Annotated in this window: 24 protein-coding genes; 19 read left to right on the top strand and 5 right to left on the bottom strand. The window is 46.3% G+C overall.

The genetic code is table 11. The features are described 5' to 3' along the window. Position 1: 1 nt before the first annotated feature. The 5 genes from AK966_RS17500 to dnaA form a co-directional block, all read right to left on the bottom strand. Positions 2-439, bottom strand: coding sequence for an Hsp20 family protein (locus AK966_RS17500; RefSeq protein WP_099080504.1), 438 nt, complete (start codon positions 437-439; stop codon positions 2-4). A 502-nt stretch (positions 440-941) separates the two neighbouring features. Next, positions 942-3,359, bottom strand: a complete 2,418-nt coding sequence (gyrB, locus tag AK966_RS17495) for a DNA topoisomerase (ATP-hydrolyzing) subunit B (protein ID WP_099080503.1) — start codon at positions 3,357-3,359, stop codon at positions 942-944. Positions 3,360-3,372: 13 nt separating this feature from the next. Continuing rightward, entirely contained in the window at positions 3,373-4,452 is a 1,080-nt protein-coding gene (gene recF, locus AK966_RS17490) for a DNA replication/repair protein RecF (RefSeq protein ID WP_099080502.1), read from the bottom strand. Between the two features lie 9 nt (positions 4,453-4,461). Continuing rightward, on the bottom strand, positions 4,462-5,562 hold the full coding sequence (gene dnaN / locus AK966_RS17485) for a DNA polymerase III subunit beta (RefSeq protein WP_099080501.1): 1,101 nt from the start codon (positions 5,560-5,562) through the stop codon (positions 4,462-4,464). Between the two features lie 63 nt (positions 5,563-5,625). Next, entirely contained in the window at positions 5,626-7,032 is a 1,407-nt protein-coding gene (dnaA, locus tag AK966_RS17480) for a chromosomal replication initiator protein DnaA (RefSeq protein ID WP_099080500.1), read from the bottom strand. Between the two features lie 445 nt (positions 7,033-7,477). Here dnaA and AK966_RS17470 point away from each other — a divergent pair, with 445 nt between their 5' ends. From AK966_RS17470 to atpA, 19 genes are all read left to right on the top strand, one after another. Next, entirely contained in the window at positions 7,478-8,239 is a 762-nt protein-coding gene (locus AK966_RS17470) for an amino acid ABC transporter substrate-binding protein (RefSeq protein ID WP_099080498.1), read from the top strand. 103 nt (positions 8,240-8,342) lie between these two features. After that, positions 8,343-9,014 (top strand): amino acid ABC transporter permease, encoded by a 672-nt coding sequence (locus AK966_RS17465; RefSeq protein ID WP_099080497.1) that lies wholly within the window; start codon positions 8,343-8,345, stop codon positions 9,012-9,014. Beyond that, a complete protein-coding gene (locus tag AK966_RS17460; RefSeq protein ID WP_099080496.1) occupies positions 9,011-9,748 on the top strand; it encodes an amino acid ABC transporter ATP-binding protein in 738 nt (245 codons plus the stop codon). Before AK966_RS17465 ends, AK966_RS17460 begins: the two co-directional genes overlap by 4 nt. A 243-nt stretch (positions 9,749-9,991) precedes the next feature. Continuing rightward, positions 9,992-10,126, top strand: coding sequence for a 50S ribosomal protein L34 (gene rpmH / locus AK966_RS17455; protein WP_005378825.1), 135 nt, complete (start codon positions 9,992-9,994; stop codon positions 10,124-10,126). Positions 10,127-10,172: 46 nt separating this feature from the next. Next, the gene (gene rnpA / locus AK966_RS17450) at positions 10,173-10,496 is read left to right on the top strand and encodes a ribonuclease P protein component (RefSeq protein ID WP_241214344.1); all 324 of its coding nucleotides are present in this window, start codon (positions 10,173-10,175) and stop codon (positions 10,494-10,496) included. Further along, complete coding sequence (yidD, locus tag AK966_RS17445) at positions 10,463-10,720, top strand: membrane protein insertion efficiency factor YidD (protein WP_099080494.1); 258 nt, start codon at positions 10,463-10,465, stop codon at positions 10,718-10,720. Before rnpA ends, yidD begins: the two co-directional genes overlap by 34 nt. Positions 10,721-10,722: 2 nt before the next feature. Then, positions 10,723-12,345 (top strand): membrane protein insertase YidC, encoded by a 1,623-nt coding sequence (yidC, locus tag AK966_RS17440; protein WP_119464603.1) that lies wholly within the window; start codon positions 10,723-10,725, stop codon positions 12,343-12,345. A gap of 133 nt (positions 12,346-12,478) precedes the next feature. Further along, positions 12,479-13,840 carry a tRNA uridine-5-carboxymethylaminomethyl(34) synthesis GTPase MnmE gene (mnmE, locus tag AK966_RS17435; RefSeq protein ID WP_099080492.1) on the top strand — a complete coding sequence of 454 codons (1,362 nt, stop codon included), beginning with the start codon at positions 12,479-12,481 and terminating at the stop codon, positions 13,838-13,840. A gap of 105 nt (positions 13,841-13,945) precedes the next feature. Continuing rightward, positions 13,946-14,380: an FMN-binding protein MioC gene (mioC, locus tag AK966_RS17430; protein WP_119464602.1), complete on the top strand. Its 435-nt coding sequence runs from the start codon at positions 13,946-13,948 to the stop codon at positions 14,378-14,380. Positions 14,381-14,856: 476 nt separating this feature from the next. Next, entirely contained in the window at positions 14,857-16,752 is a 1,896-nt protein-coding gene (gene mnmG / locus AK966_RS17425; RefSeq protein WP_099080490.1) for a tRNA uridine-5-carboxymethylaminomethyl(34) synthesis enzyme MnmG, read from the top strand. Next, positions 16,752-17,387 (top strand): 16S rRNA (guanine(527)-N(7))-methyltransferase RsmG, encoded by a 636-nt coding sequence (gene rsmG, locus AK966_RS17420; RefSeq protein ID WP_099080489.1) that lies wholly within the window; start codon positions 16,752-16,754, stop codon positions 17,385-17,387. The genes mnmG and rsmG overlap by 1 nt, the downstream gene beginning before the upstream one ends. 10 nt (positions 17,388-17,397) lie before the next feature. Beyond that, entirely contained in the window at positions 17,398-18,171 is a 774-nt protein-coding gene (locus tag AK966_RS17415) for a ParA family protein (protein ID WP_099080488.1), read from the top strand. A gap of 23 nt (positions 18,172-18,194) precedes the next feature. Continuing rightward, a complete protein-coding gene (locus AK966_RS17410) occupies positions 18,195-19,076 on the top strand; it encodes a ParB/RepB/Spo0J family partition protein (RefSeq protein WP_099080487.1) in 882 nt (293 codons plus the stop codon). 190 nt (positions 19,077-19,266) lie between these two features. Then, positions 19,267-19,656, top strand: a complete 390-nt coding sequence (locus tag AK966_RS17405) for a F0F1 ATP synthase subunit I (RefSeq protein ID WP_099080486.1) — start codon at positions 19,267-19,269, stop codon at positions 19,654-19,656. Positions 19,657-19,664: 8 nt separating this feature from the next. Beyond that, the gene (atpB, locus tag AK966_RS17400) at positions 19,665-20,477 is read left to right on the top strand and encodes a F0F1 ATP synthase subunit A (protein ID WP_010444751.1); all 813 of its coding nucleotides are present in this window, start codon (positions 19,665-19,667) and stop codon (positions 20,475-20,477) included. A gap of 55 nt (positions 20,478-20,532) precedes the next feature. Next, positions 20,533-20,790: a F0F1 ATP synthase subunit C gene (gene atpE, locus AK966_RS17395; protein ID WP_005372317.1), complete on the top strand. Its 258-nt coding sequence runs from the start codon at positions 20,533-20,535 to the stop codon at positions 20,788-20,790. 56 nt (positions 20,791-20,846) lie between these two features. Continuing rightward, positions 20,847-21,317 (top strand): F0F1 ATP synthase subunit B, encoded by a 471-nt coding sequence (gene atpF, locus AK966_RS17390; RefSeq protein WP_099080485.1) that lies wholly within the window; start codon positions 20,847-20,849, stop codon positions 21,315-21,317. A gap of 14 nt (positions 21,318-21,331) precedes the next feature. After that, on the top strand, positions 21,332-21,865 hold the full coding sequence (gene atpH / locus AK966_RS17385; protein WP_099080484.1) for a F0F1 ATP synthase subunit delta: 534 nt from the start codon (positions 21,332-21,334) through the stop codon (positions 21,863-21,865). Positions 21,866-21,878: 13 nt separating this feature from the next. Further along, positions 21,879-23,420: a F0F1 ATP synthase subunit alpha gene (gene atpA, locus AK966_RS17380; protein WP_099080483.1), complete on the top strand. Its 1,542-nt coding sequence runs from the start codon at positions 21,879-21,881 to the stop codon at positions 23,418-23,420. Positions 23,421-23,432: the final 12 nt, after the last annotated feature.

Here is a 23,432-nt window from a genome sequence, read left to right as displayed (position 1 = left end):
ATTAGTTGTTTTCAATCAGGTTGTTACCACCGATAGCAATCTTACGTGGTTGCATTGCTTCTGGAATTTCACGAACTAAATCAATATGAAGTAGGCCGTTTTCCATTGATGCACAAACGACTTTTACGTAATCCGCTAGTTGGAATTTACGTTCAAAATCGCGTTCAGCAATGCCTTGGTAGACGTAGCTTTTGCCTTCTTCTGCTTTACGCTCGCCCTTCACAATCAACATGTTTTCGTTTTGAGTCAGCTCGAGCTGATCTTCAGCAAAACCTGCCACTGCCATAGTAATACGGTAGTTGTGCTCGTCTTTTTTCTCGATGTTGTATGGAGGGTAACCGCCAGAAGTATTCTTCGCAGAGCTTGCTTCCATCAGGTTGAACAGACGGTCGAAGCCAATTGCATTACGGTATAGTGGTGAGAAATCTACATTACGCATAATCTATCCTCTTTTAAGCAATAGTCTTAGCCCGGATGAAGGTCATCCACGTGGCGCATTTATGCAAGAAAACGCCGAGCTAAGGGATCCGATGATGCATTCCTCTGACCTACTCTTTAGGTTCAGGGACATGATGTCGAATCTAGGGTCAAGTTGTGTGCCAATACTGAGTATCCTCTCCTGAGCGATCTCGTTTAGCGATTCCTGAGGCGCTATTCTTCTCTTGTTGAGCAAGCTAGCTATCCCTCTTCATAACTAGATATAAGGTCGAAAAATGGGCTTTCAAGGGGGAACTAAAAACTTTTTACGGATTACGGATTACGGATTACGGATTACGGATTACGGATTACGGATTACGGATTATCGTCTGTTTGCCTTTCAGTCGCGTCAAGCTGTTCTGTATTCGGTTAGCGCAGCGCTCCGTATTCGGTATTCAAACCATTAAAAAACGCCACCTCTTACGAGATGGCGTTTTTCATTATGTTTGACAGCGTCTTATCGACTACACGTCTAGGTTCGCTACTTTAAGTGCGTTTTCTTCGATAAAGTTACGACGCGGTTCTACTTGATCACCCATTAATGTAGTGAACAGCAGATCGGCACCAACGGCATCTTCAATCGTTACTTGCATCATGCGGCGAGTTTCTGGGTCCATGGTGGTTTCCCAAAGCTGATCTGGGTTCATCTCACCTAGACCTTTGTAGCGCTGTAGGCTTAGACCACGACGCGACTCTTTGATTAGCCACTCAAGTGCAGATGCAAAGCTTGCTACTGGTTGAGTACGCTCGCCACGCTTGATGTAAGCACCTTCTTCAATCAGGCCATCTAATGCTTCAGAAAGATCCGCTAGCTTAGCGTACTCTTTTGAGTTCAATAGATCCGCGCTCAGTACGTAGTTGTGTGTCACACCGTGAGTACGAACAATGATCTTAGGCAAGCTGAAACCTAGCTCTTCATGCTGTTCAACTTCGAAGCTGTATTGGCTTGCGCCCACTTCTTTCGCATTTAGCTGCTCAATAAGCTGCTTAGTCCATGCTTCGACTGCTGCTGCATCGTGGCATTGCTCTGCCGTTAGACGCTGCGTGTAGATAAACTCGTGAACCAATGCACTTGGGTAACGACGGCTCATGCGGTCTGCTAGCTTGATGCCTGCATTGTATTGCTGAACCAGTTTCTCTAGCGCTTCACCTGCCAGTGCTGGCGCTTCAGCATTTACGTGTAGCGATGCGTTATCCAGTGCCAATGCCACTTGGTACTGGTTCATCGCATCTTCGTCTTTAATGTACTGCTCTTGTTTGCCTTTCTTCACTTTGTACAGTGGTGGCTGAGCGATGTACACGTAGCCACGCTCGATAAGCTCTGGCATTTGACGGTAGAAGAAAGTCAACAGTAGCGTACGGATGTGCGAACCATCGACGTCAGCATCGGTCATGATGATGATGTTGTGGTAACGCAGTTTGTCCGGGTTGTACTCGTCACGACCGATGCCACACCCTAGTGCGGTGATCAGTGTTGCGACTTCTTGAGAAGAAAGCATCTTGTCGAAACGCGCTTTTTCTACGTTCAGGATCTTACCTTTTAGCGGTAGGATTGCCTGGTTTTTACGGTTACGGCCTTGTTTTGCGGAGCCGCCTGCCGAATCACCCTCCACTATGTAGAGTTCAGAAAGCGCAGGGTCTTTCTCTTGGCAGTCTGCAAGTTTACCTGGCAGGCCTGCTAGGTCTAGTGCGCCTTTACGACGAGTCATCTCACGCGCTTTACGCGCGGCTTCACGAGCGCGAGCTGCATCGATGATTTTTGAACATACCATCTTCGCTTCAGATGGGTTCTCTACTAGGAACTCAGACAGTTTTTCACCCATCGCCGATTCAACCGCTGATTTCACTTCAGAAGAAACTAGCTTGTCTTTGGTTTGGCTTGAGAATTTTGGATCCGGCACTTTAACCGAAACAACTGCAGTCAGACCTTCACGTGCATCATCACCCGATGTTGCTGTTTTTGCTTTCTTAGAAAAGCCTTCTTTGTCCATGAAGGTGTTTAGCGTCCGCGTTAATGCCGCACGGAAACCTGCAAGGTGAGTACCACCATCGCGCTGTGGAATATTGTTAGTGAAACAGAAGATATTCTCTTGGAAGCCGTCGTTCCACTGCATTGCCACTTCAACGGCGATGCCATCTTCACGTTCATAGTCGAAGTGGAAGATTTTCTCGATAATTGGCGTTTTGTTGGTGTTTAGGTGCTGAACAAATGCTTGGATACCACCTTCAAACATGAAGTGATCATGTTTGTCTGCTTCACGCTCATCAATCAGTTTGATAGAAACACCAGAGTTTAGGAAAGAAAGCTCACGCAGACGTTTCGCTAGAATATCGTAATGGAATTCAATATTGGTGAAAGTCTCGGCACTTGGCCAGAAACGAATTTGTGTCCCCGTTTGATCTGTATCACCAACCACTGCAAGCGGTGCTTGAGGATCACCGTGATGGTAAGTTTGGGTATAGATGTGGCCGCCACGATGAATAGTGAGCACTACTTTCTCAGACAGTGCGTTCACTACCGAGACACCGACACCGTGAAGACCGCCTGATACCTTGTATGAGTTATCATCAAACTTACCACCCGCGTGAAGTACCGTCATGATAACTTCTGCTGCTGATACTTTTTCTTCCGGGTGCATTTCTGTTGGAATGCCACGACCATCATCTGTAACTGAAACCGAGTTGTCCTCATGAATTGTCACAACGATGTCTTTACAGTGACCTGCCAACGCTTCATCAATTGAGTTATCCACCACCTCGAAAACCATATGGTGAAGACCGGTGCCGTCGTCCGTGTCGCCGATGTACATACCTGGACGCTTACGTACCGCATCCAGACCCTTCAGTACCTTAATACTCGATGAATCGTAATTTTCAGACATGAGTTTCTCTCTTTTAGTTTGACTCTATCCTGCCATGTTCCACATGAAACACTTTGCCAGTATCGTCTAACATATCGGCGATTTGGCTTTCAGTGATAGAGCTTACAAATACTTGTGCGCCCGTCTCTTTAAAGCAGTCCGCAAGACGCTTTCGACGTTGGCTGTCTAATTCCGACGCAAAGTCGTCAATTAGGTAAATACATTGTTTTCCGGTCATCTCGGTAAGATGTTGCCCTTGCGCCACACGCAGTGCACACACCATGAGCTTTAATTGACCGCGGGACAGAACGTCTTCAACGGGCGTTCCATTCACTTTAATCCGCAAATCAGCCTTGTTTGGACCGCTAAAGGTGTAACCCAATGACTGATCACGTTCAAAATTCTTTTCTAGTATCTCATGGTAGGGCGTGTCTTTATCCCAACCACGATAATACTTCAATTGGATCTCAAATTCTGGCAAAAATGTCTGACAGATGGCTTCCGCTACGGTTTTCATCTGTTCGATGTATAGTGCTCGCCATTGACTGATGTTTTCCGCCAAACGTGTCATTTCTTGATCCCAATAACTGAGTTCGCGATAACTTCTGGCAGTTTTAAGCAGTGCATTACGTTGCTTGTTAAGACGCTTGAAACGTCCCCATGCATCATAGAAAGCAGGCTCGGTGTGAAACACGCCCCAATCGATGAATGCACGGCGATGTTTTGGGCCATCCGTTAGTAGATCAAACCCTTCCGGATGTATCAACTGCAAAGGCAAAACTTGTGCGAGTTGTGCCAATTTTTGTCCAGATTGGCCGCCTATTTTAACCTCTGTTGAGCCATCACGCTGCTTATTAATGCCGATAGGTAGCTCAAATTGATCCGAGTTCAAAAAACGACCATGGACAAACAGCTCTGCACACTCATTTTGGATGATTCGACCGGTCAGTGAACTTTTGAACGATCGACCGTGTCCGAGTAAGTAAATGGCTTCTAAGACACTGGTTTTTCCACTGCCGTTTGGCCCTATAAGAAAGTTAAAGCCTGCTGATAAGTCAATATCACAGGCTTTAATGTTTCGAAACTGCTGAATGATGAGACGAGAAAGTGGCATTCAGATGGCTTATAGACGAATTGGCATCACCACGTACATGGCACTGTCGTCGTCTGCATTTTCAATCAACGCACTGGCGTTGGCATCCGACATCGACACGCGCACATTTTCACAGCGCAGTGTATTGAGCACATCAAGTACGTAGCTTACGTTAAAGCCGATTTCGATCGCGTCACCTTCAAAGGTCACGTCGAGCATTTCTTCTGCTTCTTCTTGCTCTGGGTTGTTGGCAGTAATGCGCATTTCGCTACCCGCAAGATTCACACGTACACCACGGAATTTTTCGTTTGAAAGAATCGCGGCGCGTGAGAATGCTTGACGTAATTCATCACAGCTTGCTTCTAGTGTTTTGTTGGTACTTTGCGGCATTACGCGGCGATAATCTGGGAAACGCCCATCAACAAGCTTAGAAGTGAAGATAAAGTTATTTACTTCTGCGCGTACGTTTGAGCTACCGATTTGTAGCACAACAGGTTGCTCCGGTGCATCCATAAGCTTAACCAGCTCTTGCACACCTTTACGTGGCACGATGATTTGCTTCTGCGCAAAATCCGCACCCAACTGAGTTTGAGATACCGCCATACGGTGACCGTCGGTTGCAACACTGCGTAGTGTCGTACCATCGATTTCAAACAACATACCGTTTAGGTAGTAACGTACGTCTTGGTTCGCCATTGAGAACTGAGTCTTGTCGATCAGAGTGCGCAGTTCTGCTTGGCTTAGTGAGACTTCGACTTCACTTTGCCAATCTTCAATGTTCGGGAAATCATTCGCTGGTAGGGTTGCCAAAGAGAAACGGCTACGACCAGAGCGAACTTGCACGCGATCGCCTTCTAATACGAAGGTGATGATGGCATCATCTGGTAGACCACGGCAGATATCGAGAAACTTACGAGAAGGAACCGTAATGCTGCCTGCTTCAAAATCCCCTTCCAGAGTCACTTTGCTCACCAATTCCACTTCCAAATCGGTCGCGGTCATGGATAACACGTTCTCTTCTACTTTAAGCAGTAGGTTACCCAAAATTGGCAGGGTTGGTCGGCCACCTAGTGCGCCCGAAACCTGTTGTAGCGGTTTGATTAAATGGCTACGTTCAATGGTAAATTTCATGCTTGGCTCTTTACGCTGTCAGCTCAATTAATGATTTGCTTAGATTACTCTCATTCTAACCGATTACGAAGACAGGGTGCGAATCAAGTTAGAGTAATCTTCTTTAATATCGTGGCTCTCTTCACGCAGCTGCTCAATCTTGCGACAAGCATGCAGTACCGTGGTGTGGTCACGACCTCCGAATGCATCACCAATTTCCGGCAAACTATGGTTGGTCAGCTCTTTTGCTAGAGCCATGGCCAGCTGGCGAGGACGAGCAACCGAGCGAGAGCGACGTTTAGACAGCAGATCGGCCACTTTAATTTTGTAGTATTCCGCAACCGTCTTCTGAATATTGTCGATAGTCACCAACTTCTCTTGCAGAGCCAACAAATCACGCAGCGCTTCACGAACGAAATCAATCGTAATTGGACGACCAGTAAAGTTCGCGTTGGCGATAACGCGGTTTAACGCCCCTTCCAGCTCACGAACGTTAGAGCGCAGACGCTTAGCAATAAAGAACGCCACTTCATCCGCGAGATGAATTTGGTGGTCTTCGGCTTTCTTCATCAAGATCGCTACACGCGTTTCAAGCTCAGGCGGCTCGATCGCAACCGTTAGGCCCCAACCAAAACGAGATTTCAAACGATCTTCAACACCGTTGATCTCTTTTGGATAACGGTCAGAAGTCAGGATGATCTGTTGATTGCCTTCCAGTAGCGCGTTGAAAGTATGGAAGAATTCTTCTTGTGAACGCTCTTTATTGGCAAAGAATTGAATGTCATCGATAAGTAACGCATCCACACTGCGGTAGTAGCGCTTGAACTCTTCAATCGCATTGTTTTGCAGTGCTTTCACCATGTCTTGCACGAAACGCTCAGAGTGCATGTACACCACTTTGGCGTTAGGATTGTTATCCACAATCGCATTACCTACCGCGTGTAAAAGGTGGGTTTTACCTAAACCCGTACCGCCATATAAGAATAGTGGATTGTACGCCGCGCCTGGATTATCCGATACCTGACGCGCAGCGGCCAAACCTAGTTGGTTGGACTTACCTTCAACAAAGTTATTAAATTTATGCTTCGGGTTGACGTTCGAGCGGTGATTGATGTTTGCGATCGCTTGAGCATCGTCATCCCACGTTTTATGGATAGGTTTGCGCGCTTGCAGTTGTGCTGGCGCAGACGATTCTGCAGCAACATCCGCCGGAGTACGTGTCGGTGCCGGTTTTGGTGCAGCCACAGGACGACTGCCCACTTCAAAACGCAGATTAGGAATATCGTTGCCACAGTATTCCTGCAACAGACGATTAATACTGTTTAAGTACTTATCACGAACCCAATCCAACACGAAGCGGTTAGGCGCAAAAAGAGTGAGAGTATTGTCATTGAGCTCCGCTTGTAACGGACGAACCCACATGCTGAATTCTGTAGCTGGTAGCTCTTCTTGAAGCTGCTGCAAACATTGCAACCAAAGCGAAGATGACACGGTGCCCCCACTGAATATTTGAATTATCGGAAAAGACTGGCAATTTTACCTGTTGATAACCAAGATCGCTAGCAATTGATCGGTGATCCAGTGAATAAGATCTAACTTATTCACAATTATTCCCCCAAACTTGATGAGATCAACACACCTTGCCCCATAGTTGCCCACACAATGATCCACATTTGGGCATAAAGCCGTCGATCATCAAATTGGTGATAACTCTGTGCATGAATTTTCTCAGCAGATCGATCGTTCGAGCTTTTTTACTGGATTGTTGTATCACATCAAGTAGGGGACCCCTTAAATCTCTAACATTTCCTCGGTTTGATTTTTAACCATAAAAAGCAGCTTATTACTCTAACTTATAGGTTATTTCACTTGGTTATTTATCTAACTGAGTACATTACCAGTAGTATTTCCAACTATAAAAATTTGGAGATGCATTATGAAAAACTGGATTAAGGTTGCCGTCGCCGCCTTCGCTTTATCTGCTGCCACCGTTCAAGCCGCTGTCGATACTGCCGCGACGGAAGTTAAAGTGGGTATGTCAGGTCGCTACTTCCCATTCACTTTTGTTAAACAAGACAAGCTTCAAGGCTTTGAAGTGGATATGTGGGATGAGATTGGTAAACGTAACGGCTACAAGATCGAGTACGTGACTGCGAACTTTTCCGGGTTATTTGGCCTGTTAGAAACGGGCCGCATTGATACCATCTCAAACCAAATAACCATGACCGACGCACGTAAAGCCAAATATCTTTTCGCAGACCCTTATGTGGTAGATGGTGCACAAATTACGGTACGTAAAGGTAACGACAACATCAAAGGCATCGAAGATCTAGCAGGAAAAACCGTCGCGGTGAATTTAGGTTCAAACTTTGAGCAATTATTACGAAGCCACGATAAAGACGGCAAGATCAATATCAAAACTTACGACACGGGTATCGAGCACGATGTCGCACTTGGCCGCGCTGATGCCTTCATCATGGATCGCTTGTCTGCGTTAGAGTTGATTAAGAAAACTAGTCTGCCACTAGAACTAGCAGGCGAACCGTTTGAAACCATTGAAAATGCTTGGCCATTCGTCGACAACGAGAAAGGTCGTACTCTACAGGAACACGTCAACAAAGCGCTCACTGAAATGCGTGCCGACGGTACAGTAGAGAAGATTTCGGTGAAATGGTTTGGTGCTGACATCACGAAATAAACTTCTCTTCTTTGTAGGACGCAGCGCTTTATCTCGCATCCTTTTAACTCAATGACAAGGTGGAACTTCGTATTCCACCTTTTCTTTTCTCAAGGTAAGTCGTATGGGATTTGATTTTAATTACATGTTAGAGCTACTGCCGATACTACTCAAGTACCTTGGCACAACCATGGAAATGGCCACATGGGGGTTAATCTTTTCACTGATTTTAGCCGTCATTTTAGCCAATATTCGTGTTTTTAAGCTCCCAGTTCTTGATCAATTGAGTCAGCTATATATCAGTTTCTTCCGTGGCACTCCGTTGTTGGTGCAACTGTTTTTGCTTTACTATGGCTTGCCGCAAGTGTTCCCTTTCATGGTCGGACTCGATGCCTTTTCTGCGGCGGTCATTGGCTTAACTCTACACTTTGCCGCTTACATGGCAGAGAGTATTCGTGCCGCTATTATCGGCATTGATCGTAGCCAAATGGAAGCCAGCTTGTCAGTGGGTATGACGACCACACAAGCGATGCGCCGCGTCATTTTGCCTCAAGCGACACGCGTTGCTTTGCCATCATTAATGAATTACTTCATTGATATGATTAAGTCGACATCCCTCGCCTTCACACTTGGTGTGGCAGAAATCATGGCCAAAGCACAAATGGAAGCCTCATCGAGTTTCCGTTTCTTTGAAGCCTTCTTAGCTGTCGCACTGATTTATTGGGGCGTCGTGGTGGTGTTGACTCGCGTGCAAATTTGGGCAGAAGTGAAATTGAATAAGGCATACGTACGATGATCAAATTAGAAAATATCCACAAGCGCTTTGGCGAGACTGAAGTACTCAAAGGCATTGATCTCGATATTAAACAAGGTGAGATCATTGTGATTATCGGATCTAGCGGTACGGGTAAATCGACACTGCTGCGCACCATTAACTTCCTTGAGCAAGCGGATGAAGGTCGCATCACCATCGATGACATCTCAGTTGATACACAAAAGCATACCAAAGCCGAAGTATTAGCTCTGCGCCGCCGCACTGGGTTTGTTTTCCAGAATTATGCGTTATTTTCTCATATGAATGCGCGTCAGAACATCGCTGAAGGCTTGATCACGGTGCGCGGTTGGAAAAAAGACCAAGCAATGAAGCGCGCCCAGCAAATCCTCGATGATATCGGTCTTGGGAGCAAAGGAGATAGCTACCCTGCCGCCCTTTCAGGTGGTCAGCAGCAACGTGTCGGTATTGGTCGCGCAATGGCCTTACAACCAGAACTGTTGCTTTTTGATGAACCGACCTCCGCACTCGACCCTGAGTGGGTTGGCGAAGTATTGTCATTAATGAAGAAGTTAGCCAATCAGCACCAAACCATGCTAGTGGTCACACACGAAATGCAATTCGCTAAAGAGGTCGCGGATCGAGTGATCTTCATGGCTGAAGGTAACATTGTCGAACAAGGTTCTCCACAGGATATTTTCGACAATCCACAGGATCCAAGATTACAAAAATTCCTTAACCAAGGGGGAATCGAGTAAAGATCAAGCATCAAGATCAATCGATCCTTGAGATTTTACTCACACTACGTATAATCGCCCGGCCGGAATTTCATACTCATGAGTCATTGACACATTATGTGAGTGTGATTACAATTCCGCCTCTTTGTTGAGAGGCGTCGGTTGTTCTTCTCTATATAAAGAGCTTCTTTATATAAAGAAAGCATATTGCCCACGCCGGGTTTAACAAGAACCTAAAACTACTGATCAGTAAAGGTAATTATCATGAAACGCACTTTTCAACCTACAGTTCTAAAGCGCAAGCGTACTCACGGCTTCCGTGCTCGCATGGCAACTAAGAACGGTCGTAAAGTTATTAACGCACGTCGTGCAAAAGGCCGTGCGCGCCTATCAAAATAATCATTAGTTTATTTTGAACACGTTCGCGTTTAATCGGGAGTTACGTTTGTTAACTCCCGAGCATTATCAAAACGTCTTCCAGCAAGCTCATCGTGCTGGTTCGCCTCATTTCACCATCATTGCTCGTAATAACGACCTATCTCATCCTCGACTAGGTTTAGCCGTTCCGAAAAAGCAAATCAAAACCGCCGTTGGCCGAAACCGTTTTAAACGTTTGGCTCGTGAAAGCTTTCGTAACAAACAACATCAGCTTCCAAACAAAGATTTTGTTGTGATTGCTAAGAAAAGCGCGCAAGATTTAAGCAATGAGGAAATTTTAAAGTTGTTTGATAAGCTATGGCATCGCCTGTCTCGCCCCTCTCGTGGATAGCCATTGGGCTCATTTATCTCTACCGTTGGTTTATAAGCCCTCTGATTGGTCCTCGATGCCGATTTACTCCAACCTGCTCAACTTATGCTTTAGAAGCTCTGAGAGCTCACGGTTTTGTAAAAGGGTGTTGGTTATCAGGCAAACGTCTATTAAAATGCCACCCTTTGAATGAAGGGGGGTATGACCCCATTCCACCAGTCCAAAAACAAGACAGAGATAAATAACGATGGATTCTCAACGTAATATCCTGCTCATCGCTCTGGCACTGGTTTCTTTCTTGCTATTCCAACAATGGCAAGTCGCAAAGAATCCAGCACCTCAAGCGGTTGAACAGGCTCAATCAAGCAGTACTCTACCTGCACCATCTTTTGCGGATGAGCTTGATCCAGTTCCGGGTCAACAACAAGCATCAGCAAAAACTATCACAGTAACGACTGATGTTTTAACTCTGTCGATCGACACCATTGGTGGCGATGTGGTACATGCCGATCTAAACCAATACGCTGCTGAGCTCGACTCATCAGACCCATTCGTTCTGTTACAAGATATCCAAGGTCACCAATATATCGCTCAAAGCGGTCTCGTGGGCCCTCAAGGTATCGATGTTAGCAGCACTAACCGCCCTCACTACAACGTGAGTGCAGATAGCTTTACGCTCGCTGAAGGCCAAGACGAACTGCGCGTTCCAATGACCTTTACTGCAAATGGCATAGACTATACCAAGACTTACGTACTTAAACGTGGTAGCTATGCCATGAACGTTGAGTACGATATTGTCAATAAGTCAGGCAACAATGCGGCACTAGGTATGTACGCGCATTTACGCCATAACTTAATGGACGCGGGTGGTAGTATCACCATGCCAACTTACCTTGGTGGCGCTTACTCAACAGAAAATGTTAAGTACGAAAAGTACAGCTTTGATGACATGCGAGATCGCAATCTGTCGGTAAATCTACCAAATGGACAAGGTTGGGCTGCTATTATTCAACACTACTTTGCATCAGCTTGGATCCCACGTGATGAGCCAGGTACGACTATCTACACTCGAGTGATTGGTAATCTGGGTGATATCGGTATTCGCATGCCGAATAAGACTATCGCAGATGGTGGCAGTGCAAACTTTACTGCGACACTTTGGGTTGGTCCAAAACTGCAAGACCAGATGGCGCAAGTCGCACCTAATCTTAACCTTACCGTAGATTACGGTTGGTTATGGTTTATTGCTCAGCCACTACACTGGTTGCTCGATACGATTCACGGCTTTGTTGGCAACTGGGGTGTGGCGATTATTCTACTGACATTCATTGTTCGTGGTGCCATGTACCCACTAACAAAAGCGCAATACACATCTATGGCCAAAATGCGCATGCTACAGCCTAAGCTGCAAGCAATGCGTGAGCGCATCGGTGATGACCGTCAGCGCATGAGCCAAGAAATGATGGAACTGTACAAGAAAGAGAAAGTAAACCCACTGGGTGGCTGTTTACCTCTTCTTCTACAGATGCCTATCTTCATCGCACTATACTGGGCACTAATGGAATCGGTTGAGCTACGTCACTCACCATTCTTCGGTTGGATTCATGACCTTTCAGCGCAGGACCCATACTACATCCTGCCTCTACTGATGGGTGCGTCTATGTTCCTAATCCAGAAGATGAGTCCAACAACCGTAACGGATCCAATGCAGCAGAAGATCATGACCTTTATGCCGGTTATGTTTACCTTCTTCTTCTTGTTCTTCCCATCAGGCCTCGTTCTATACTGGTTGGTGTCGAACATCGTTACGCTTATCCAGCAGACTTTGATTTACAAAGCACTGGAGAAAAAAGGCTTACACACTAAGTAACCTTGATAGAAAAGCATAAGAAAGGCGGCCAAAAGGTCGCCTTTTTGTTTTTGGCTGATTACAATTCAGCTAATTAATTGGTTCTGGCTCCCTAGGGGTGTAAACCCTATAGCCCAGCTCAAAAGGCAAGATTATGACTACAGATACGATTGTCGCTCAAGCAACCGCACCGGGTCGTGGCGGTGTTGGCATTATTCGTGTTTCTGGCCCTAAGGCCAATCAAGTGGCGCAAGAAGTCACTGGTAAAACGCTAAAGCCTCGCTACGCAGAGTATCTGCCATTCCAAGCAGAAGATGGCTCCGTACTGGACCAAGGTATTGCACTGTACTTCCCTAACCCACACTCGTTCACAGGCGAAGACGTACTTGAGCTGCAAGGTCACGGCGGCCCAGTGGTAATGGACATGCTGATGAAGCGTATTCTCGGCATTGATGGCGTACGTGCCGCTCGTCCTGGTGAGTTCTCAGAGCGCGCCTTCCTGAACGATAAGATGGACCTAACTCAAGCAGAAGCGATTGCCGACCTGATTGATGCAAGCTCAGAAGAAGCAGCAAAATCAGCACTGCAATCACTGCAAGGTCAGTTCTCACAACGCATCCAAACGCTGGTGGAATCGCTGATCCACTTACGTATTTACGTGGAAGCTGCGATTGACTTCCCTGAAGAAGAAATCGACTTTTTGGCCGATGGTAAAGTGTCTGGCGACCTACAAATGATCATCGATAACCTCGATGCAGTACGCAAAGAAGCAAACCAAGGCGCTATCATGCGTGAAGGCATGAAAGTCGTGATTGCTGGCCGTCCTAATGCGGGTAAATCGAGCCTACTGAACGCACTGTCAGGCAAAGAGTCGGCTATCGTCACGGATATCGCGGGTACCACCCGTGACGTGCTACGTGAGCACATCCATATTGATGGTATGCCGCTGCACATCATTGACACTGCAGGTCTGCGTGACGCTTCAGATGAAGTTGAAAAAATCGGTATCGAACGCGCATGGGATGAAATTGCTCAAGCTGACCGTGTACTGTTCATGGTAGACGGCACGACAACTGATGCAACGGATCCAAAGGACATCTGGCCTGACTTTGTTGATCGCCTGCCAAACAACATCGGCATGACAGTGATCCGCAACAAAGCGGATCAAACCGGTGAAGAGATGGGGATCTGCCATGTGAATGCTCCAACGTTGATTCGCCTTTCTGCGAAAACAGGCGCGGGTGTGGATGCTTTACGCACTCACTTAAAAGAGTGCATGGGCTTCTCAGGCAATACAGAAGGCGGCTTTATGGCTCGCCGTCGCCATCTAGATGCGCTAGAGCGTGCTGCTCAGCATCTTCAAATCGGCCAAGAGCAGCTTGAAGGCTATATGGCTGGGGAAATTTTGGCAGAAGAGCTGCGTATTACTCAGCAGCACTTGAATGAGATTACCGGTGAATTCAGCTCTGATGACCTCCTCGGCCGAATCTTCTCCTCATTCTGTATCGGTAAATAATAAAACGCGCGGTGTTAGGCTAAAGCTTACCACCGCGTTTCTTTTTGTACTGACGCTTAAGCGTAAAACCGACAAGGCGTTGGTATAGCTTTATAAGGAAGAAATATGATCCATATTATTACAGGTAGTACACTAGGTGGCGCAGAATACGTCGGTGATCACCTTAGTGATCTACTCAATGAAAAGGGATTTGAAACCACGACCCACAACCAACCAGAATTGGCCTCAATCGACAACCAAGGCACATGGCTAGTAATCACTTCCACGCACGGTGCCGGAGATTACCCAGATAACATCCAGCCTTTCATTGCGGCACTGCAGAACACACCACCTAAGATGGCAGACGTGAAGTTTGCAGTGATTGCAATTGGTGATTCAAGCTACGATACCTTCTGTGCTGCAGGCCAACACGCGCATGACCTGCTAGAAGACATTGGTGCAACACCAATCGCAGATTGCTTAAAGATTGATGTACTCAGTCATGCCGTACCTGAAGACGCCGCTGAAGCATGGCTAAACGAACATATCGATCGCTTCTAACGGCCAAACACCCTCTTTTCAGAGTCGCTTTGCGGCTCTATTCCCAACCGAGTGAATAACTTTTTGCAAAACCTAATGCTCAACCGCTCAAAATTCACCCAATCGAACTGTGGATAAGTATAGTAAGATCCGGTTAATTTCCTTTAGTTATCCAACTAACAACTTTGTCCTCGTCCTCCCCCTGTGTATAACTACCGATTTTGATCCCAGGATACTCGCATGTAGATCAAACCATGATCACAAGATATGATCCAAAAAAGATCCATGTTCTTGTTGATCATTTTCCACTTATCCACAGAAGCACTCGATCCTAATAATAGATCTAATAAAAGATCATATATATAGATCTTATATATATAATCTTGAAGACTAAAATATGAAAAGAGAGAAAACAATTCTCTCCTACAGAGAAAAAAGGTAAAATGCCGCTCTTTTTTATCTGTCTATTAAATCCTTTGAATACCTGAGGTCAGTTCATGCTTTATCACGAAAACTTTGACGTCATTGTTGTCGGTGGCGGACACGCAGGAACGGAAGCCGCACTTGCATCTGCACGCACAGGACAAAAAACACTTCTCCTTACCCATAACATCGATACATTAGGCCAGATGTCTTGTAATCCAGCCATTGGTGGTATTGGTAAAGGTCACTTAGTTAAAGAAGTGGATGCTATGGGCGGTTTGATGGCGCAAGCTATTGATCACGCAGGTATTCAATTTCGAACACTCAATGCTTCAAAAGGGCCAGCAGTTCGAGCAACACGTGCTCAAGCTGATCGCGCGTTATACAAAGCTTACGTGCGTGATGCACTTGAAAATGCACCAAACCTAACGCTATTTCAACAATCGGTGGACGATCTCATCATCGAGCAGGATCGCGTCGTGGGTGTCGTTACTCAAATGGGGCTTAAATTCCAAGCAAAAGCCGTAGTATTAACCGTGGGCACCTTCTTGGGCGGTAAGATCCATATTGGTTTAGAAAGCTCTTCTGGTGGCCGTGCTGGTGATCCACCATCGATCGCGTTAGCGGATCGACTGCGAGAACTGCCGTTCCGCGTGGATCGTCTAAAAACGGGTACACCGCCACGCATTGATGCTCGCAGCGTTGATTTCTCAGTGCTTGAAGCTCAACATGGTGATAATCCAACCCCTGTGTTTTCTTTCATGGGGAAACGTGATCATCATCCACGCCAAATTCCGTGTTTCATTACGCACACCAATGAGCAAACGCATGAAGTGATCCGTAATAATCTTGATCGCAGCCCAATGTATGCTGGTGTGATCGAAGGGATTGGCCCGCGCTACTGCCCGTCTATCGAAGACAAAGTGATGCGCTTTGCGGATAAGAACAGTCACCAAATCTTCATCGAGCCAGAAGGCCTAACGACGCATGAGTTATACCCAAATGGTATTTCCACCAGTTTGCCGTTTGACGTTCAAGTGCAAATTGTGCGCTCAATGAAAGGTTTTGAGAATGCACATATCGTTCGTCCTGGTTACGCGATTGAGTACGATTTCTTCGACCCTCGCGATTTGAAGCACACTTACGAGACGAAATTCATTAGCGGTTTGTTCTTTGCTGGCCAAATCAACGGAACAACCGGCTACGAAGAAGCGGCAGCACAAGGTCTGATGGCTGGCCTAAACGCAAGTTTGCACAGCCAAGACAAAGAAGGTTGGAGTCCTCGTCGTGACCAAGCCTACATGGGGGTGTTAATTGACGATTTGTCGACCATGGGTACCAAAGAACCGTACCGTATGTTCACTTCTCGTGCGGAATACCGTTTGTTGCTGCGCGAAGACAATGCCGACCTACGTCTGACAGAAAAAGCGCGTGAACTTGGTTTGATTGATGATGCTCGTTGGGCGCGTTTCAACGAGAAAATTAACAACATGGAAACCGAGCGTCAGCGTCTGAAGTCGACTTGGATGAATCCAAACTCGGCAGGTATTGACGAACTAAACAAGTTGTTAAAAACCCCAATGGCGCGTGAAGCAAGCGGTGAGGATCTTTTGCGTCGTCCAGAGATCACTTATTCACAATTGACGCAACTGGATGCTTTTGCTCCGACGCTGGAAGATCAACAAGCCGCTGAGCAAGTTGAAATTCAAGTAAAATACGATGGTTACATCAAGCGTCAGCAAGAAGAAATCGAAAAGTCTTTACGTCATGAAAACACCAAGCTGCCCGTCGATTTGGATTACAAAGACGTGAAAGGTCTGTCTAACGAAGTCGTCGCAAAATTGACAGACGCAAAACCAGAAAGCATCGGTATTGCATCACGCATTTCGGGTATTACACCTGCCGCGATTTCCATTCTGCTTGTTCACCTGAAGAAGCACGGTTTGCTGAAAAAAGGTGAGGAAGAATAATGAGCGCATTACGCACTAAACTGGACTCGCTGATCGTACAAACTGATTTGGAAGTCTCAGACAAACAGCGTGAGCAGTTGGTCGGTTATGTCGAACTGCTCGACAAGTGGAACAAAGCCTATAACCTCACATCGGTTCGTGATCCACTTGATATGTTAGTAAAACATATCCTTGATAGCATAGTGGTTAGTACTCACTTGCAAGGTGAACGTTTTATCGATGTAGGGACTGGCCCTGGATTGCCGGGTATTCCGCTGGCGATCATGAACCCAGAGAAGACTTTCTTTTTGCTCGATAGCCTCGGTAAGCGTATTCGCTTTATCAAGCAAGTGGTGCATAGCTTAGGACTGAAAAATGTGACACCAATTCAAAGTCGCGTTGAAGAGTTCCAACCAGAAGAAAAATTTGATGGCGTTCTGAGCCGAGCTTTTGCTTCAATGACCGATATGGTGGAATGGTGTCATCATCTGCCTAAACAAGATAATGGGGTGTTCCTAGCGCTAAAAGGACAACACCCTAAAGATGAAATGGATCTGCTTCCTGAATGGTGCAGTGTGACAGAGATCATATCTTTAGCTGTTCCTGAGTTAGAAGGCGATCGTCATCTAGTAATCTTATCGCGCAAGGAAAATTAGCGAGGTAATCGTGGGTAAAATTGTAGCAATCGCCAACCAGAAAGGTGGGGTCGGCAAAACAACAACGTGCATTAACTTAGCAGCTTCGATGGCGGCAACAAAGCGCAAGGTTTTGGTGATCGATCTCGATCCTCAAGGCAATGCTACGATGGCCAGTGGCGTCGACAAATATATGGTTGATGCCACGGCGTATGATCTTCTGGTAGAAGATACCCCGTTTGATCAAGTGGTCTGCACCCAGACCACAGGAAAGTACGATCTCATTGCAGCGAACGGCGACGTGACCGCTGCAGAAATCAAATTGATGGAAGTGTTCGCTCGTGAAGTGCGTTTAAAGAACGCGCTTGCGTCCGTTCGCGATAACTATGATTTCATCTTTATTGATTGCCCTCCATCTCTAAACCTTCTTACAATCAATGCGATGGCTGCAGCTGACTCTGTGCTGGTGCCGATGCAATGTGAATACTTTGCGTTAGAAGGTTTAACTGCTCTTATGGATACCATCAGCAAGTTAGCGGCCGTGGTCAATGAGAACCTTAAAATCGAAGGTTTACTACGTACCATGTACGACCCACGTAACCGCCTGTCTAATGAAGTATCCGATCAACTAAAAAAACACTTTGGCAGTAAAGTTTACCGTACCGTGATCCCACGCAATGTGCGTTTGGCTGAAGCGCCAAGTCACGGTAAACCAGCGATGTACTACGACAAGTACTCCGCAGGCGCCAAAGCCTATCTTGCTCTAGCGGGCGAAATGCTCCGCCGCGAAGAAATCCCAGTTTAACTCTACTCTAAGGAATTCATCCCATGTCTAAGCGTGGTCTAGGAAAAGGACTGGATGCGTTGCTGTCGACCAGTTCGTTAGCACGTGAAAAACAGCATATTGCATCGCATAGTCAGGCATTATCGGCAGACGGTGAGTTGATTGACTTATCGATCGGTCAGTTGCAACCGGGTGTGTACCAACCACGTAAAGATATGACACCGGAAGGGCTAGAAGAGCTTGCTGCATCGATTCAATCACAAGGCATTATTCAGCCGATCGTGGTGCGCCAAGTGGCGAGCGGTCAATTTGAAATCATTGCCGGTGAGCGTCGTTGGCGTGCTGCCAAACAAGCCGGTCTTAAGCGAGTCCCTTGTTTGGTGAAAAAGGTTGAGGACCGTGCTGCGATTGCCATGGCGTTGATTGAGAACATTCAGCGTGAAGACTTGAATGTGATTGAAGAAGCGCAAGCGCTTGAGCGTCTGCAAGATGAATTCACCCTGACTCATCAACAAGTTGCGGATGTGATTGGTAAATCAAGAACCACGGTAAGTAACTTATTACGCCTAAATCAGCTCGAAACGGATGTAAAGGGTCTGGTTGCGGATAAAAAGCTTGAAATGGGTCATGCTCGAGCACTGTTGGCACTTGAAGGTGAGCAGCAGATCGAAGTTGCTCAGCAAGTCGCTAAGAAGAAAATGACCGTTCGCCAAACCGAACAGTTAGTAAAAAAGTGCTTAGCGCCACAAAATGAACAAAAAGCCCAACAAGAAGATATCGAAGCAAAGCAAATGTCGCATAAATTGAGTCAGCTGCTTGATGCAAAGGTTTCTTTGACCCGCTCGGTTGGCGGAAAAGCCAAACTAACGATAAGTATTGATGAGCCTCACAAATTAGAGCAACTAATTGCCAAGCTCGAGGCCTAAATGAGATAATTGATTTAGGTCAATTAATTAAATAAATCGAATTTTGTGTGAAAGTTGTCGGATTGTAAACAAAACTGTAAGTTTTTGCTGCAATATAATTGCATTCAGTTGCTCTGACCGTATAATTTTCGCCAATTCCCCTGCACATCGAGATTTAGTGCAAAGTGGATATTACTAGAGGTACGAATACATGGTAGCTGCGTTAGCTAGACCAGGACGAGAGCTCGCAAAGCAATTGTTAATGATCCAGTCTGGCGCGGTTATTTTTGTGGCGGCAGGGATGGCGGTGGCCGTGAATCCTGTATGGGGACTTTCAGCGTTGGTTGGTGGCGGTATTTTTGTCGTTGCCAATGCAGTATTCGCGCTTTGTGCTTTTATGTTTAGTGGAGCTCGTGCTGCCAAGCGCGTCGCGGCATCATTCTACATGGGTGAAGTACTGAAAATCCTTATCACGGTTGCACTGTTCTATGTTGCCTACATGTATATGCAGGTGGAACTTGTTCCCCTCAAACTAACCTATTTGCTGGTACTAGGTATTAATATCTGTGCACCAGTGCTATTCATTAACAACAAAAAATAGGATGAGTTATGGCTGCGCCAGGTGAAGCGCTAACATCGTCCGGATACATTGCCCACCACTTATCAAACCTATCGCTTGCGAAATTAGGCTTGGTAGCGGATGAAGCAAGTTTCTGGAACGTACATATCGATAGCCTGTTTTTTTCTTGGTTTACGGGTTTAATTTTCCTTGGAATTTTTTACAAAGTAGCAAAGAAAACAACAGCAGGTGTACCGGGTAAGCTTCAGTGTGCTGTAGAAATGATCGTTGAATTTGTCGCGGAAAACGTCAAAGACACGTTCCATGGACGCAACCCACTGATCGCGCCTTTAGCACTGACTATCTTTTGTTGGGTATTCTTGATGAACGTGATGGACCTAGTCCCGATCGACTTCTTGCCTTACCCAGCAGAGCATTGGCTAGGTATCCCTTATCTTAAGGTTGTACCGTCTGCTGATGTGAATATCACCATGGCTATGGCTCTAGGCGTTTTTGCATTGATGATCTACTACAGCATCAAAGTGAAAGGTCTAGGTGGATTCGCAAAAGAACTTGCACTACATCCATTCAATCACCCACTGATGATTCCGTTTAACCTACTAATCGAAGTGGTATCGCTATTGGCGAAACCTCTTTCTCTTGGTATGCGTTTATTCGGTAACATGTTTGCGGGTGAGGTTGTATTCATTCTTTGTGCGGCAATGCTACCATGGTACTTGCAATGGATGGGTTCACTACCGTGGGCAATCTTCCATATCTTGGTTATTACGATTCAAGCCTTCGTATTTATGATGTTGACAATTGTTTACCTGTCAATGGCACACGAAGATTCTGATCATTAATTTTTTAAGCTTTTTATTTGGGCACTAAGCCAACAACTATAAATTGGAGATAGTAATGGAAACTTTACTGAGCTTTTCTGCAATCGCCGTAGGTATTATCGTCGGTCTTGCTTCTCTTGGTACAGCGATTGGTTTCGCACTGCTAGGTGGTAAATTCCTAGAAGGTGCAGCACGTCAACCAGAAATGGCTCCTATGCTACAAGTTAAGATGTTCATCATCGCGGGTCTACTTGATGCGGTTCCAATGATCGGTATCGTAATCGCGCTACTATTCACTTTCGCAAACCCATTTGTGGGTCAACTAGCAGGCTAATTAACAACTCTGTTAATTGTATTTTTGTAGTTGATTCTTAAAAGGGAGTAGCTGTTGTGAATATAAACGCAACTCTGCTAGGTCAAGCAATCTCGTTCGCACTGTTTGTGTGGTTCTGCATGAAGTATGTATGGCCGCCTATCATGCAAGCGATTGAAGAACGTCAGAAGAAAATTGCTGATGGTCTTCAAGCAGCTGAACGTGCTGCGAAAGACTTGGATCTGGCACAAGCCAACGCTTCTGATCAGATGAAAGAAGCGAAGCGCACAGCAACTGAGGTCATCGAACAAGCGAATAAACGCAAAGCTCAAATTATTGATGAAGCACGCGAGGAAGCTCAGGCAGAACGCCAGAAAATCCTAGCGCAAGCAGCAGCAGAACTTGAAGCTGAACGTAATCGTGCACGCGATGATCTGCGCAAACAAGTTGCTACTCTGGCTGTAGCTGGTGCTGAGAAAATCCTAGAGCGTGCGATCGATAAAGACGCTCAGAAAGATATTCTCGACAACATTACTGCAAAACTTTAAGTCTGGGGGCGCATATGTCTGATTTGACTACAATCGCACGCCCCTATGCTAAAGCAGCCTTCGACTTTGCAGTGGGCAAAGATCAGTTAGACCAATGGGGTCAAATGCTGTCTTTTGCTGCAGAAGTAGCTAAGAACGAACAAATGAAAGAGCTGTTAACTGGCTCTATCTCTGCCGAGAAAATGGCAGAAATCTTTGTTGCCGTTTGCGGTGAACAAGTTGATGCGCACGGTCAAAACCTGATTAAGGTGATGGCTGAGAATGGTCGTTTAGCGGCCCTTCCTGATGTCTGTGAACAGTTCCTTGCTCTGAAACAAGAGCATGAGAAAGAAATCGATGTTGAAGTCATTTCAGCAAGCGAGCTTTCTGATGAACAACAAGCAAACATCAGCAGCAAACTTGAACTGCGTCTTGAACGCAAAGTGAAGCTGAATTGCAGTGTAGATGAGACCCTACTTGGTGGGGTTATTATTCGAGCCGGAGACCTAGTCATCGATAACTCAGCGCGTGGTCGTTTGAACCGCCTGAGCGATGCATTGCAGTCTTAATGGGGATTGGAGCATGCAACTTAATTCCACGGAAATTAGCGATCTGATCAAACAACGTATCGAATCTTTCGACGTTGTTAGTGAAGCTCGTAACGAGGGTACTATCGTATCGGTAAGCGATGGTATCATCCGCATCCACGGCCTAGCGGACGTGATGCAAGGTGAAATGATTGAATTACCGGGTGGCCGTTATGCACTAGCACTTAACCTTGAGCGTGACTCGGTTGGTGCGGTAGTAATGGGCCCATATGCTGACCTTAAGGAAGGCATGAAAGTTACAGGTACTGGCCGCATTCTTGAAGTGCCAGTTGGTCCAGAACTACTAGGCCGCGTAGTAAACACGCTGGGTGAGCCTATCGATGGTAAAGGTCCAATCGAAGCGAAACTGACTTCACCTGTAGAAGTGATCGCACCAGGCGTAATCGACCGTAAATCGGTAGATCAACCTGTGCAAACTGGTTATAAGTCTGTTGACTCAATGATCCCAATCGGTCGTGGTCAGCGTGAACTTATCATCGGTGACCGCCAGATTGGTAAAACAGCAATGGCGATCGATGCGATCATCAACCAGAAAAACTCTGGTATTTTCTCAATCTACGTAGCAATCGGTCAGAAAGCATCGACTATCGCTAACGTAGTTCGCAAACTAGAAGAGCACGGCGCGCTAGCAAACACTATCGTTGTTGTTGCATCTGCTTCTGAATCTGCAGCGCTACAATACCTAGCGCCATACGCAGGTTGTGCGATGGGTGAATACTTCCGCGATCGCGGTGAAGACGCACTGATTGTTTACGATGACCTATCTAAGCAAGCGGTAGCTTACCGTCAGATCTCTCTACTACTAAAACGTCCACCAGGCCGTGAGGCATTCCCGGGTGACGTATTCTACTTACACTCGCGTCTACTAGAGCGTGCAGCTCGTGTAAACGAAGAGTACGTAGAGCGTTTCACTAATGGTGAAGTGAAAGGTAAGACCGGTTCTCTAACTGCGCTTCCTATCATCGAAACTCAAGCAGGTGACGTTTCAGCATTCGTACCGACTAACGTAATCTCGATTACCGATGGTCAGATCTTCCTACAAACTGAGCTATTCAACGCGGGTGTCCGCCCAGCCGTTGACCCTGGTATCTCAGTATCTCGTGTAGGTGGTTCAGCTCAGACGAAAATCATCAAGAAGCTATCTGGCGGTATCCGTACTGCTCTAGCTCAGTACCGTGAACTAGCAGCATTTGCACAGTTCGCATCTGACCTTGATGAAGCAACGAAGAAACAGCTAAACCATGGTCAAAAAGTAACAGAACTGATGAAGCAGAAGCAGTACGCTCCTATGTCTGTATTTGACCAAGCGCTAGTTATCTTCGCGGCAGAGCGCGGCTATTTAGCAGATGTTGAATTGAACAAACTGCTAGATTTTGAAGCGGCTCTACTATCGTTCGCTCGCGGTCAATACGCTGAATTGGCAGCTGAGATCGACAAGACGGGTGCATACAACGATGAAATCGAAGCTCAGTTGAAGAAGCTGACCGACGATTTTGTAGCAACCCAAACTTGGTAATTAGGTCGGTGG

Source organism: Vibrio sp. PID23_8, assembly GCF_003584965.1.
Classification (GTDB): domain Bacteria; phylum Pseudomonadota; class Gammaproteobacteria; order Enterobacterales; family Vibrionaceae; genus Vibrio.
This window is presented reverse-complemented; position numbering and strand designations above follow the sequence as displayed.

Bases quoted from the DNA above. Each gene is read 5' to 3' on its own strand.
- AK966_RS17470 (WP_099080498.1), top strand. From the start codon at position 7,478: ATGAAAAACTGGATTAAGGTTGCCGTCGCCGCCTTCGCTTTATCTGCT.
- yidD (WP_099080494.1), top strand. From the start codon at position 10,463: ATGGCATCGCCTGTCTCGCCCCTCTCGTGGATAGCCATTGGGCTCATT.
- mnmE (WP_099080492.1), top strand. From the start codon at position 12,479: ATGACTACAGATACGATTGTCGCTCAAGCAACCGCACCGGGTCGTGGC.
- AK966_RS17500 (WP_099080504.1), bottom strand. From the start codon at position 439: ATGCGTAATGTAGATTTCTCACCACTATACCGTAATGCAATTGGCTTC.
- yidC (WP_119464603.1), top strand. From the start codon at position 10,723: ATGGATTCTCAACGTAATATCCTGCTCATCGCTCTGGCACTGGTTTCT.
- atpB (WP_010444751.1), top strand. From the start codon at position 19,665: ATGGCTGCGCCAGGTGAAGCGCTAACATCGTCCGGATACATTGCCCAC.
- mioC (WP_119464602.1), top strand. From the start codon at position 13,946: ATGATCCATATTATTACAGGTAGTACACTAGGTGGCGCAGAATACGTC.
- AK966_RS17410 (WP_099080487.1), top strand. From the start codon at position 18,195: ATGTCTAAGCGTGGTCTAGGAAAAGGACTGGATGCGTTGCTGTCGACC.
- atpE (WP_005372317.1), top strand. From the start codon at position 20,533: ATGGAAACTTTACTGAGCTTTTCTGCAATCGCCGTAGGTATTATCGTC.
- AK966_RS17465 (WP_099080497.1), top strand. From the start codon at position 8,343: ATGGGATTTGATTTTAATTACATGTTAGAGCTACTGCCGATACTACTC.
- AK966_RS17460 (WP_099080496.1), top strand. From the start codon at position 9,011: ATGATCAAATTAGAAAATATCCACAAGCGCTTTGGCGAGACTGAAGTA.
- atpH (WP_099080484.1), top strand. From the start codon at position 21,332: ATGTCTGATTTGACTACAATCGCACGCCCCTATGCTAAAGCAGCCTTC.
- rsmG (WP_099080489.1), top strand. From the start codon at position 16,752: ATGAGCGCATTACGCACTAAACTGGACTCGCTGATCGTACAAACTGAT.
- rpmH (WP_005378825.1), top strand. From the start codon at position 9,992: ATGAAACGCACTTTTCAACCTACAGTTCTAAAGCGCAAGCGTACTCAC.
- atpA (WP_099080483.1), top strand. From the start codon at position 21,879: ATGCAACTTAATTCCACGGAAATTAGCGATCTGATCAAACAACGTATC.
- gyrB (WP_099080503.1), bottom strand. From the start codon at position 3,359: ATGTCTGAAAATTACGATTCATCGAGTATTAAGGTACTGAAGGGTCTG.
- AK966_RS17405 (WP_099080486.1), top strand. From the start codon at position 19,267: ATGGTAGCTGCGTTAGCTAGACCAGGACGAGAGCTCGCAAAGCAATTG.
- dnaN (WP_099080501.1), bottom strand. From the start codon at position 5,562: ATGAAATTTACCATTGAACGTAGCCATTTAATCAAACCGCTACAACAG.
- recF (WP_099080502.1), bottom strand. From the start codon at position 4,452: ATGCCACTTTCTCGTCTCATCATTCAGCAGTTTCGAAACATTAAAGCC.
- mnmG (WP_099080490.1), top strand. From the start codon at position 14,857: ATGCTTTATCACGAAAACTTTGACGTCATTGTTGTCGGTGGCGGACAC.